The organism is Fluviicola sp., from assembly GCF_030151805.1.
In the GTDB taxonomy this organism is placed as follows: Bacteria; Bacteroidota; Bacteroidia; order Flavobacteriales_D; family Crocinitomicaceae; genus Fluviicola.
In genome coordinates, this window is the sequence record NZ_JASLCN010000292.1 from 1 (window position 1) to 12,231 (window position 12,231).

Annotated in this window: 13 protein-coding genes; 7 read left to right on the forward strand and 6 right to left on the reverse strand. The window is 39.5% G+C overall.

Translation table 11 applies throughout. From position 1 onward, the window contains the following. Window positions 1-290: 290 nt before the first annotated feature. From Q1V93_RS11245 to Q1V93_RS11255, 3 genes are all read right to left on the reverse strand, one after another. Complete coding sequence (locus Q1V93_RS11245; RefSeq protein ID WP_300664736.1) at window positions 291-1,385, reverse strand: head GIN domain-containing protein; 1,095 nt, start codon at window positions 1,383-1,385, stop codon at window positions 291-293. Then, complete coding sequence (locus Q1V93_RS11250) at window positions 1,372-1,905, reverse strand: sigma-70 family RNA polymerase sigma factor (protein WP_300664737.1); 534 nt, start codon at window positions 1,903-1,905, stop codon at window positions 1,372-1,374. Before Q1V93_RS11250 ends, Q1V93_RS11245 begins: the two co-directional genes overlap by 14 nt. A 334-nt stretch (window positions 1,906-2,239) precedes the next feature. Beyond that, window positions 2,240-2,875, reverse strand: coding sequence for a hypothetical protein (locus tag Q1V93_RS11255; RefSeq protein ID WP_300664739.1), 636 nt, complete (start codon window positions 2,873-2,875; stop codon window positions 2,240-2,242). A 115-nt stretch (window positions 2,876-2,990) separates the two neighbouring features. Here Q1V93_RS11255 and Q1V93_RS11260 point away from each other — a divergent pair, with 115 nt between their 5' ends. Next, a complete protein-coding gene (locus Q1V93_RS11260) occupies window positions 2,991-3,773 on the forward strand; it encodes a DnaJ domain-containing protein (RefSeq protein ID WP_300664741.1) in 783 nt (260 codons plus the stop codon). 122 nt (window positions 3,774-3,895) lie between these two features. Here the strand turns inward: Q1V93_RS11260 and Q1V93_RS11265 are convergent, their stop codons facing one another. Further along, entirely contained in the window at window positions 3,896-4,540 is a 645-nt protein-coding gene (locus tag Q1V93_RS11265; RefSeq protein ID WP_300664743.1) for a protein-L-isoaspartate(D-aspartate) O-methyltransferase, read from the reverse strand. Between the two features lie 99 nt (window positions 4,541-4,639). On the opposite strand from Q1V93_RS11265, the gene Q1V93_RS11270 reads away from it, so the two are divergent. From Q1V93_RS11270 to Q1V93_RS11285, 4 genes are all read left to right on the forward strand, one after another. Next, window positions 4,640-6,283, forward strand: coding sequence for an acyl-CoA carboxylase subunit beta (locus Q1V93_RS11270; protein ID WP_300664745.1), 1,644 nt, complete (start codon window positions 4,640-4,642; stop codon window positions 6,281-6,283). Window positions 6,284-6,390: 107 nt separating this feature from the next. Beyond that, window positions 6,391-6,855 carry a GNAT family N-acetyltransferase gene (locus Q1V93_RS11275; RefSeq protein WP_124745711.1) on the forward strand — a complete coding sequence of 155 codons (465 nt, stop codon included), beginning with the start codon at window positions 6,391-6,393 and terminating at the stop codon, window positions 6,853-6,855. Further along, a complete protein-coding gene (locus tag Q1V93_RS11280; protein WP_300664751.1) occupies window positions 6,848-8,920 on the forward strand; it encodes a M13 family metallopeptidase in 2,073 nt (690 codons plus the stop codon). The genes Q1V93_RS11275 and Q1V93_RS11280 overlap by 8 nt, the downstream gene beginning before the upstream one ends. A gap of 276 nt (window positions 8,921-9,196) precedes the next feature. After that, the gene (locus Q1V93_RS11285) at window positions 9,197-9,565 is read left to right on the forward strand and encodes a hypothetical protein (RefSeq protein ID WP_300664753.1); all 369 of its coding nucleotides are present in this window, start codon (window positions 9,197-9,199) and stop codon (window positions 9,563-9,565) included. Window positions 9,566-9,599: 34 nt separating this feature from the next. On the opposite strand, the gene Q1V93_RS11290 is transcribed toward Q1V93_RS11285, so the two are convergent. Beyond that, window positions 9,600-9,728: a hypothetical protein gene (locus tag Q1V93_RS11290; protein WP_300664755.1), complete on the reverse strand. Its 129-nt coding sequence runs from the start codon at window positions 9,726-9,728 to the stop codon at window positions 9,600-9,602. Window positions 9,729-9,974: 246 nt separating this feature from the next. Between Q1V93_RS11290 and Q1V93_RS11295 the strand changes: the two genes are divergently transcribed. After that, window positions 9,975-10,892, forward strand: coding sequence for an SPFH domain-containing protein (locus tag Q1V93_RS11295; RefSeq protein WP_300664757.1), 918 nt, complete (start codon window positions 9,975-9,977; stop codon window positions 10,890-10,892). A gap of 79 nt (window positions 10,893-10,971) precedes the next feature. Continuing rightward, complete coding sequence (locus tag Q1V93_RS11300; RefSeq protein WP_300664761.1) at window positions 10,972-11,970, forward strand: glycosyltransferase; 999 nt, start codon at window positions 10,972-10,974, stop codon at window positions 11,968-11,970. A gap of 66 nt (window positions 11,971-12,036) precedes the next feature. Here the strand turns inward: Q1V93_RS11300 and Q1V93_RS11305 are convergent. Beyond that, on the reverse strand, window positions 12,037-12,231 hold a 195-nt coding region (locus Q1V93_RS11305; RefSeq protein WP_300664759.1), incomplete at its 5' end, for a hypothetical protein.

A 12,231-nucleotide genomic window follows, 5' to 3' on the forward strand; every position in this document is an offset into this window, starting at 1 on the left:
CAATTACTGCTGCAGGAACAGGTTGTATGGCTGCTTTAGATGCTGAACGTTATTTGGCGAGCTTAGAACATTAAATAAAAGTCATCTTCGACTTAACTCAGTCAACTTTTATTTCAGAATACAAAAAGCCCCGACGATAAATGTCGGGGCTTTTTTGAAACAACGTTTTGTTTCTTTTTCTTTAACTCTACTTATGGTAAACCTAACTATTGCTTTGTTACAGCTTCTTTATAATTCTAAAGAGTAAAAGGTAAGGTTCAAAAAAACTGACCTTTTCACTTTTTAATCTGTTACTTTTTCTTTGCGGTTGCGCTTCCGCTGGTCTCGATATCCACACGTATCTTTTCTGCACCAGAACTCACCTGGTAATAAGTGACACTGGCTCCGGATCCGTCCAACACCAGTACTTCCGAAACGGAAATCTCTGCATGTGCCGCACCGCTATTGTCGATAGTTGCTTTTTTAGCGGACAGATCGAATAAGTTTGCCTGGGCTGCACCGGATAAATCCAAATCCATGTTTTCACAAGTTCCGTCAAGTTTTAGATTGGTAGCACCTGAAATATCGCCTTTGAGCGTCGCCGCATTGACTTTCAATTTCAAATCGCTGGCTCCGGTCATGCCGATAACCAAATATTTAACATTGAATTGATTCATAGAAACCAGGTTTGTTGCTCCGCTCATATCTACTCTTTCGAGCGTTGGCATCGTTACCTTAACGATAATCCGCTCGTTTCTGTTACTCCTTTTGTTCGGCTCATTACTCAAATGAAGTGTTCCGTTTTTAATTTCAATACGAACCAGGTCTTTCGCGGTTTCCGGGGTAACTTCCACGCTACATGAATTACCCTGGGTCAATTCTACTGAAATTGCTCCGGCCACATCAATTTTGTTAAAATCTCCGGTTATTTGAGGAGTTCTCAAGCTCAGGATCAGTGCTTTTTTTGTTTCTAACTCGGGTGTCCTTGCAGGAATGCGAACTCCCATATCTTCAGGTAGAACTGGCGCTTCCTCTTTTGTTTTTTCAATTGGAGCCTCTTCCAATATGGGAGTTATTGTTTCTTCTTTTATTTCTGTTTCAACAGGGTTAAATTTCTTTACCGGCTGGGAATGGCTCACCGCTGGTTTATCGACTTGTTTTTCTTTTACTTCCGGTTGGCTGAAAAGTACGATTGCACTTAACGATGCGCCACCAGCAAGGGTTGCAAATGCTGACCACATAATCAAAGGTTTTTTAATGAGAAATAATTTCAATGTTGCTAAGAGTCCAATCGTTGCAGCACCTGCCGCAGCAGTTTCAATCCATTGATTTACTTCGGAAACGGAAGTCTGAGCTGACTCATTCCGAATCTCATCGAATAAACCCGATAATTTATCTTCTGTCATAACTCACTTTATTTAATTCAACTTCCTGCTTCCCGGTCATTAATTCCAAGAGTTTTTTTCTGCTTCGAACCAGGCGCTGTTTCACAGCATCTTCCGAAGATTGTTGTAATTCGGCAATTTCTCTGATTGAAAATCCTGAAATCTCGAAGAGAATGATACTTTCTTTCTGAATATCGGGCAATTTCGAAATTGCTTCGTATAATAAATTAATTTCCAGTTGTCTGTCTGTTCTATCACTTTCAACCGAATAATTATAAGCCTGCTGATTATCTACAAATCGTTCCGTAGATTTCTTACGGTTTTCATTTGCGAGCAAGCGAATCGTTATTCCAAACAGAAAGTGCAGGAAAGCGTCGTCATTCTTCAAGGATTCAAAACGTTCATAAGCGACCAACAATGCATCATGCATTAAATCCTTAAAGTGAAAATTTCCGTACGCTCTCGCTTTACAAAACTTTTCAAACCGCACATGTATCGGTTCGTAAAGTTCCATGAAGCGTTTCTTTTTCATGGCTGCCATGTTGCTAAATTGGTCTCTTGATAAAGTTAGTGTAACGAGATTCGAAAAGGTGACATAGAAATGAAACTTTTTTTCAAAGAAGTGTAACTAATTGTAAATGATGTATTCAATTCACCTGCAAAACCGCCCGATAACACGGTGAATCATCTGTTTTAATTTTTCCAAGAAAATAAGTCATTCCCAATGATACATGATCCAAATGACTGAAAAGTTCCAATCCGATACGTTGCTGAGAAAAGCACATGGTTGAAAATACCAGAAAAAAATGGTTACTTTTTATTCATAATCATTCAAATGAACCGATTTGGTCCTTTATTGTTAATCCTCCTCAAATTCAATTATCCAACAATTGGTTTTCGCTGATTGGAATTATTTTTGGTCCAACATCCCGGATTGTTTTCCAGAATTCCCAAAAGTATGACAGATACACCATTGAAAAAAGCAGTGCAAAGACAGTAGAGGCAATTAATCCGTAATTCCGATAAGAGACTAAGGTCGTAACAAGCTCCGGCGAATCCGAATAATTGACTAAAACAAAATAAACCATCGGAACAAACACCCGAATGAGAATCAAAACCCAAATCAGAATAATCTTACGGTCTGATTTGGTGAAATCTTTTTCGGAATAGATAAACAAATACCGGTTTAATTTCCTCCAAAGAATAAACGATAAAATCAAATAAACAATGGGGACAAAACTGAGCAAAACGATCAGAAAATGATCCCCCTTTCCCCATTTATTCTTTCTTACAACATCATTGCATAACAATAGGAAAACTAATTTTCCTGCATAATCCAGGATATCTAGCCATTGATGAACCCACGCTTCCTGTTCGGCAAACGGGATCAATGATTTCTTTAACGGATCGAAAATCCCCAGACTACTCCAAAAGAATTCGAAACCATTCATCAGAATAAAAAGGATGTATAAAACGATAAAAAAGAGGGTGATTCGCTTCAAATTCCGCATACAGCGTTTTTTTGGTTTGACACAAAGGTAAAATTTCCAATTACTTCCGGATGTAATCACTCAACTGTTACTTTAAGCAGTTCTTTGGATTAAATAATTGGTTACATTCGTTTCTATGCGATTTCAGCTTCTGACTTTTGAACCTGCGGCAGAACTTCCAAACTGGTTGGTCATCCTGTTATTCGGAATTCCATTCTTTGGAGGAATCATTTTATATACCTATAAAACCAGGCATTCGCGCTCCTGGCGAAAAGGAATTTTTCCTCAAAGTTTAAAACCAACGGAAGACAATTACCTGGAAGCTTACCTGGCATTGGGAGCAAAACTGATTCTATTGGATTACCAGGAATCAAAAGAGAAAATCCAATTCATCAACCAGTATTTTAACCGCTATTTTCCTGCTGCCAATTACAATTTCGGCGATTCACTCCTGTTTTCACTGCGATATCCCATTCGCACCAAAACAATTACTGATTGGATGAAAACGCATTTGCAAGACGAAGGTTCCCGTTCGCAAATCATTTATTTCCTCACCGGATTGGCTTTGATCAATGGAAAAATGAATTCGCGTGAATTGGTGTTTCTGAAACAAATCAATCAGGATCTGGACCTCACCCCGGAAAATCTCACCAAAATCATTGCTATTTACGCCGCTTATTCCAGGCACAAAAAGGAAAATCCGAATAAAAATCAGCAAAAAGACACAAAAGTATACGCTTACGATATTCTTGGAATTCAGCAAGGTGCAAGTATCGAAGAAATCAAGAAGGCTTACCGGAAACTAGTCAAAATTCATCATCCGGATAATTTTGCCACCGGAACCGAATCACAGCAAAAAATGGCTGCAGAGAAGTTTGTGGAGATTCAGAATGCTTATGAGAGTTTAATAGAACGATGATTTGATTTTTTCTTTCCACATAAATTTATAAAATTATGTGGAAAGCCCATTTTTACTAGCCTCCAGAAAAATATTGCACCTTCAGAAAACAGATCATTTATCCAATAACATACATTCCAAACCTACCTCACAGTTTTCTCCAACATCGGAACAAAGCTGAAATTCCCGAATACTTCTTCCTTGTATTCCGAATCCGAAATCTTCGTGATGCGATGCATTTCCTGGGAATCCAGATCTCCGACAGGAATCACCATCATTCCTCCTACTTTCAATTGCTGAACCAACTTCTCCGGGATAAACGGAGCGCCGCAAGTAACCAGGATTTTGTCAAAAGGAGCAAATGTTTCCTTTCCTTCATACCCATCTCCAAAAAACAATTTGGGAGTGAAACGGAAATGATCAATGATATTCTTTGCTTTAATATGCAATTCTTTCTGGCGTTCGATCGAGAACACTTTCATTCCCATCGAACACAAAATACAAGTCTGAAATCCCGATCCTGTACCAATTTCCAACACCTTCTCCCCTTTTTTCAACTCCAGGATGGATGTTTGAAAAGCAACCGTGTATGGATGCGAGATCGTTTGCCCTGCCCCGATCTGAAAAGCAACATTGGAATAAGCTTGTTGTTCGAATACCAGGTCTAAAAAGAAATGTCTTGGTACAGCATCAAAGGCAGTTAAAACGCGTTCATCGGTAATTCCTTTCTGGCGCAATTGCTCAATCAACTGCTTTCTCATTCCTTTGTGCTTGTATGTATCTTGCATATAACAAAAGTAATTCAGAAATCAAGGATTCTTTACTTATCTCTGAGAAAGTTTCTACAGTGAATTGTGTATATTTGGGACGCTTATAAACGAAAAAACATGGCAATTGACGCAAAAGAATTGGAATTCAATAAGAATGACGATGAAATGAGGCTAAAAATCTCCAGGATGGAAGCCGAATTAGCCAAAGTCATGAAAGGAGGCGGTGAAAAACGGATCGCAGCCCTTCATGAAAAAGGAAAAATGACCGCCCGAGAACGAATAGATATGCTCCTTGATGCGAATACCCCGCGCTTTGAAGTTGGTGCATTTGCAGGAATGGGAATGTACAAGGAACACGGTGGCTGCCCCTCTGCCGGTGTTGTCATGGTGATTGGAAAAGTATCCGGAAAACAATGTATCGTTGTTGCTAACGACGCAACTGTAAAAGCGGGAGCCTGGTTTCCTATCACAGGAAAAAAGAACTTACGTGCGCAGGAAATTGCCATGGAAAACAAACTTCCGATCATTTATTTGGTAGATTCAGCAGGTGTTTACTTGCCGATGCAGGATGAAATTTTCCCGGACAAGGAACATTTCGGACGTATTTTCAGAAACAATGCCGTGATGAGCTCCATGGGAATCACTCAGATTGCAGCTGTAATGGGAAGTTGTGTTGCCGGTGGTGCCTACCTTCCGATTATGTCTGACGAATCATTGATCGTAGATAAAACAGGAACAATTTTCCTTGCAGGATCTTACCTGGTGAAAGCAGCTATCGGTGAAAATATCGACAATGAAACGTTGGGTGGAGCAACCACGCATACCGAAATATCCGGTGTTTGTGACTACAAGGTAGCAAACGACGAAGAGTGCCTGATGACAATCCGCAAAATGATGAGTCAGATCGGTGCGCCGGAATCTGCCGGTTTTGATCGTATTGAATCCATTGCGCCGAAGGAAGACGCAAAGAAAGTTTACGGAATTTTACCTTCAGAAAGATCGAAACCTTACAACGTACACGACATTTTGGACAGTATTTTCGATGAGGGAAGCTTGACAGAATACAAAAGCGATTACGGAAAAACCATCGTATGTGCTTATGCGCGTTTGGATGGCTGGAGCGTTGGAATCGTAGCAAATCAGCGTGAACTTTCGAAAAACGCAAAAGGCGAAATGCAATTCGGAGGTGTGATCTACAATGATTCTGCCGATAAAGCGGCACGTTTCATCATGAATTGTAATCAAAAGAATATTCCGTTGATTTTCTTCCAGGACGTTTCCGGATTCATGGTAGGTTCCAAGTCAGAACATGCCGGAATCATCAAAGACGGAGCAAAAATGGTGAATGCGATGGCGAATTCGGTAGTACCGAAATTCACAGTGATCGTTGGAAACTCATACGGAGCTGGAAACTACGCGATGTGCGGAAAAGCATATGATCCGCGTTTAATCGTTGGCTGGCCAACTGCTGAAGTTGCTGTAATGAGCGGTGCTGCTGCTGCAAAAACATTGTTGCAGATTGAAGTGGCCTCTTTGAAAGCGCGTGGAGAAGAAATCACCCCTGAAAGAGAAGCAGAACTTTACAATACGATCAAATCGCGTTACGACGAACAAATTTCCCCTTATTATGCCGCTTCCCGCTTGTGGTTAGACGCAATCATCGATCCTGCGAAGACCAGAGAATTCTTGTCTGTCGGAATTGAAATGGCAAATCACAAGAAAGCTGAAAAACCGTATAATGTTGGAGTAATTCAAACATAATTGAGAATTCTAAAATTGAGAATTGAAAAGTAAGACAAGACTTATTAAAATTTAATTCTCAGTTTTGATTTTTTCAATTTTACATTTTCAATTTTAAATTAAAACAGATGCATTTAGACTGGCAATTCAAACCTTACAAAGAACTAACAATCAATGAGTTTCATGACATCATTGCATTGAGATTGAAAGCATTTGTTGTTGAACAAAATTGCTCTTATCTGGACCTGGACGGAAAAGACAAAAAGGCTTACCACTTGCTGCTTCGTGACGGAAAAGGAGATGTGATTGCTACTGCGCGCATTCTTCATCCGGGAATTTCATTTCCTGAAGTTGCTATCGGGCGTGTTGTTCTGACAGCAGAATGTCGTGGAGCCGGTGTCGGAATTGAATTAATGGAAAAATGTGTTCAATTCGTTTATGAAGAGTTCGGGAAAGTTCCGATTCGGATTTCCGCTCAAAAACATTTGGAGAAATTCTACAATAAATCCGGCTTCGTTTCTACGGGAAAAGAATACTACGAAGACGAAATCCCTCATGTTGAAATGCTTTTAAACCCTGAAAATAATGGTTAATAAATTTTTGCCTCTAACGGTTATTGCAGCTTCTTTGGTTGCTTGTCAACCGAAAACAGTGGTTGAAACGCCGGACAAAACGGCTTCATCTACTCCTGAAGTTGCTCAAAAGCCAACAAGTATTGATGTTTCTTACATGGATTTGTCTGTAAAACCACAGGAAGATTTTTTCCAGTTTGCAAACGGAACCTGGTGTAAAAACAATCCTGTTCCGAACACGGAATCCCGTTGGGGAAGTTTTAATGAATTGGATAAGCGAAACAAAGCAACTCTGAAGCAAATCCTGGAAGATGCAACAAATGCAACAGACAGATCTGCAGGAAATCAAAATCAGTTATTGGGTGATTATTTCACTTCATACACGGATATGAAAGTCAGAAATGCAACCGGAATTCAGCCATTGAAACTGCGTTTGGTTAAAATAGACGAATTGAAATCCAAGGATGAATTTGTGGACGTTATTGCAAAACAACATCAATTGGCAATCGAATCAATCTTTGGTTTTGGAATCGGGCAGGATCTAAAAAATGTCGATAAAAACGTTGCATATATTGGCCAGGGAGGAATCGGTTTACCAAACCGTGATTACTATTTCCAGGATAATAAACAATCCATCCGCGACGCTTACATCATTCATATTCAAAAATCCTATCAGTTGTTGGGAGAATCTGAAAGTGCGGCAAAAACAAAGGCGAATGATATTTTCAATTTTGAAAAAGAACTTGCCAATGCCATGATGACTCCTGCAGAATCCCGTTTACCGGAAAAGACTTACAACAAAATGTCGCTGGACCAATTGGTGAAATTGATGCCGAGGTTTGATTTCGAATCCTATCTTTCAAAGATCGGATGTGAAAGCTTTGACTCACTGATTGTTAGTCAGCCGGACTTCATGAAACAAATCAATGTAATGGTTGACAAAGTTTCGGTGAATTCATGGAAAAACTACCTTTCCTGGTGTACGATTAATTCCTATGCCGGAAAATTGGACGAAGTATGGGTAAAACACAATTTTGATTTCTACAGTGGAGTTTTGAGCGGAACAAGCGCTATGAAACCGATTGAAGATCGTTGTATCGACGAAATCACAGGTTCAGCTTTAAGCGAATTGCTTGGAAAAGCATTTGTCGATAAGACTTTTTCTGAAAACGCCAAAAAGAAGGTAAACACAATGGTGGACAATTTGTTGGTCAGCTTCAGAACGCGTATTCAGGGATTGGATTGGATGTCAGAAGACACGAAAAAAGAAGCTTTAACGAAATTGAATGCCATCGGAAGAAAACTAGGTTTCCCGGACGAATGGAAAAGCTACAAAGGTTTGACAATCAGTTCCGTTGATTATGTTGCAAACATTGACAATTGCCGTTATTTCTCGTTCAAGGAAAACCTGGAGAAATTGCACAAACCGGTAAACCGCAAGGAATGGGAAATGCCTGCACATTTGGTAAATGCTTATTATCACCCACTTTTGAATGAAATCGCATTCCCGGCTGGAATTATGCAACCGCCATTCTTCGACGAAAATGCAGAAGATGCTGTGAACTACGGAAGAATCGGAATGGTGATCGGACACGAATTCACGCATGGTTTCGATGACAACGGATCTAAATTCGCTGCAGACGGAAGCTACAATGATTGGTGGAAAGAAGCAGACAAAGTGAAGTTTGTTTCCAAAACAGAGATTTTGGGTAAAACGTTCGGTTCGTTCTGCCCTATTTCAGATAACTGTGTGAACCCGGAATTGACAATGGGCGAAAACATTGCCGATTTGGGAGGTTTGACAATGGCGTATTATGCTTATACCATGACAGACGATTTCAAAAAGAATGTCATCATTGACGGCTACACTCCTGCTCAACGTTTCTTCATTGCTTATGCTCAGTTGTGGAAAATCAATTATACAGAAGCTGAATTGAAAAAACGGATTGCAACGGATCCGCATTCTCCGGGAATGTTCCGCGTAAACGGACCGTTGATGAATTGCCCTGAGTTCTTCGCTGCATTCAATGTGAAACCGGGAGATAAAATGAGAAACCCGGACGAAAAGGTTGCTAAGATCTGGTAGTTCGAAAAAAGAAATAATTGGAAAGCATCATTCAGAAATGGATGATGCTTTTTTGTTTTTAACCCGACTGATTAATGGAAACGCAAAAAATGATCGTCAAAAAGTAATTTCCCAATATTGGGACAGAGTTAAACAACCGCTTAAATAAAATTAATTTAAAATACTGAAAATTAATAACTTAATGATAGAAAAATCGAATCCAAATGCAATTCCGCAATATTACGTCCACTCAAAAAAATAAATTCAAAATAGTATTTTTGGAAAAACAGCAGAATCATGAAAAACACGATTTCACTCATTATCATTCTATTGTCTTTTTCCATTAACGCCCAAACCGAAGCAGAACTGATCGGAAAATGGAAATTGGTCAAATGGACTCAAAACGGGAAAGAAAAAAACCTGCAGGATCATTTTCACACAGACCAGGTGTTCCAGGTTTTTCTCGAAAAAAAACACCAGTTTCAAAGTCTTACCGGTGAAGATGTTCACAAAGGGAAATGGAAATTATCTTCCGACGGAAAAAGCCTCACAATCATCGCTGGCATTCTGCCAATTGTATTTTCGATTGATTATTTCGATGCTAAAAAACGTGTTATTACACAAGAAACTCTGGGAACTCTTGAATACGAAAAAGTACCCGGTTAAAAACAAAAAAGCCCCATTTAAGGGGCTTTCTTTTCTAGTTTAAATTTACAAGCACTTTTTTGCGCTTTAATTTCTTCACCTCCAATGATTTGCTGTAATTCAGAATCTGACTGATTACGGCTGCGGATGGATTCGCAATCTCAGTAACTTCCTGTGTTTGCATGTTTGTCAAGTATTTATTTACCATAGGCTTATTAAAGTGCGTTTTTTTATTCTAACGGTTTTCTTTTCAGTTTATTTTATAACAGACAAAAAGTTTTTTTAAATAATCTTAAACAGCTAGCCAAACTTGTTCACAATTCAATTAAATTTCCCCATTTAAGCCATAAATTCCCCCTTTATCATTTTAATTTTTCAATTTTCAATTTGCACTTTGAATTATAACTAAGTTTGTTACAAATCACTTTTTATGATCGAAGTTAAATACATCCTAATCGGAGTTGCTGCACTCCTTCTTATTTTCAGTTTTGTAACTGTTCAACAAGGAACTATTGCTGTTGTTACCATGTTCGGAAAATACCGAAGAATCATGAAACCCGGATTAAATGTTCGAATTCCGTTCTTTGAACGTTTGAATAACCGTGTTTCTATTCAGAATCGTGCGATTGAAATGGAATTCCAGGCAATTACACAAGACCAGGCAAATGTATATTTCAAAGCGATGCTGGTTTATTCTGTTTTGAATGCAGAAGAAGAAACGATTAAAAACGTAGCTTTCAAGTTCGTCGATCAGCGGAGTTTTATCCAGGCCTTGATCCGTACCATTGAAGGTTCTGTTCGCGGATTTGTTGCAACAAAAAAACAAGCTGAAATTCTGTTATTGCGCGGTGAAATTGTTGCTGATGTGAAAGAAAGTTTGGACCACACATTAGAAACATGGGGATTCCACCTGATTGACTTACAATTGAACGATATTACCTTTGATGCTGAAATCACAACATCCATGGCAAAAGTAGTGGCATCGAATAACCTGAAAGCGGCTGCCGAAAATGAAGGTCAGGCATTGTTGATTACCAAAACAAAAGCGGCTGAAGCAGAAGGAAATGCAATCAAAATTGCAGCACAAGCTGAAAAAGAAGCAGCTCAGTTGAAAGGTCAGGGAATTGCCCTGTTCCGTGAAGAAGTTGCACAAGGTATGACAGAAGCGGCTGAGAAAATGAAAGCAGCAGATCTGGATACTTCGTTGATTTTGTTCTCCATGTGGACAGAAGCCGTGAAAGAATTTGCAGAAAAAGGCAATGGAAATGTCATTTTCCTGGATGGATCAGTTGAAGGCATGGAAAGAACTGTCAAACAAATGATGGCAAACGATATTCTGAAAAAGTAAAATCCACTCATATTTCTTCTGCCGGAAAACAAACCGGCAGATAAATTAAGAGTAACTTTGCCAAAAGTAAAATCTGATGATGTTTTTTTCGCTGATAGTTCCGGTGTATAACCGCCCTGACGAGGTTGAAGAATTACTTGCAAGTCTCGCTGCACAAACCTATAGCGATCCGTATGAAATTGTCATTATTGAAGATGGTTCATCCGTAACTTGCCAGAGTGTTGTGGAGAAATATGCTGAAAAGCTATCTATTTCCTACTACTTCAAGCCAAACAGCGGCCCGGGAGATTCACGGAATTTCGGAATGAGCAATGCAAAAGGCGACTATTTTATCATCCTGGACTCAGATTGCATCATTCCTCCCGGATACTTGCAAAGCGTGGATGAAAATCTAACGAAGAATTATGTCGATTGTTTCGGGGGTCCTGATGCGGCTTTGGATTCATTCAGCGATATTCAAAAAGCAATCAATTTTGTGATGACTTCCTTTATCACAACCGGCGGCATTAGAGGAAAATCAGAAACATTGACGAAGTTTCAGCCGAGAAGCTTCAACATGGGGTTATCCCGCAAAGCATTTGAGTCGACAGGTGGTTTTGGCAACATTCATCCGGGAGAAGATCCCGATTTGTCGATCAGACTTTGGAAACAAGGCTACAGCACCAGGCTTTTCACCAATTCGTTTGTATATCACAAGCGAAGAATCGATTGGCAGAAGTTTTACAAGCAGGTCAATAAATTCGGGAAGGCCCGCCCTATTTTGGATGCCTGGCATCCGGAATACAAGAAAATTACGTTTTGGTTTCCGTCATTGTTTCTTTGCGGAGCAATCCTTTCACTGGCATTATTGCTTTTCGGAATAAACATTCCTGTTTACTTATACCTTTTGTATTTTATCTTGATTGGAGTGCTTTCTTCCATCCAAAACCAGAATGTGAAAGTCGGATTTTATTCCATCATATCTGTCTGCATTCAGTTTTACGGCTACGGAACGGGGTATCTCAAATCGTTCTTCAAACTCCGCTTCTCGAAAAAAGAACCTCAAAGCGTTTTTCCTGAGTTATTTTTCAAGAAATAACAGAGCTAACAATATCAATTCGTAATTCGCATCCCCGATAGCTATCGGGACGTAATTCGTAATTATTTAATAGCTTCCCCACCAGCGTCTCAGGAACCATTCTGTTGTTAGCAACGCGATGATCAATGCGAAAATCCATTTCCAGTCAATCAATTCCTGGTAACCCGTATCTTCATACTGAACAGTTGTAATATCTCCGCGGGTTTTAATCTCCTGAATCAATGCCTGGTACTGATTCAATGTTTTGTAAGAACCATCCGA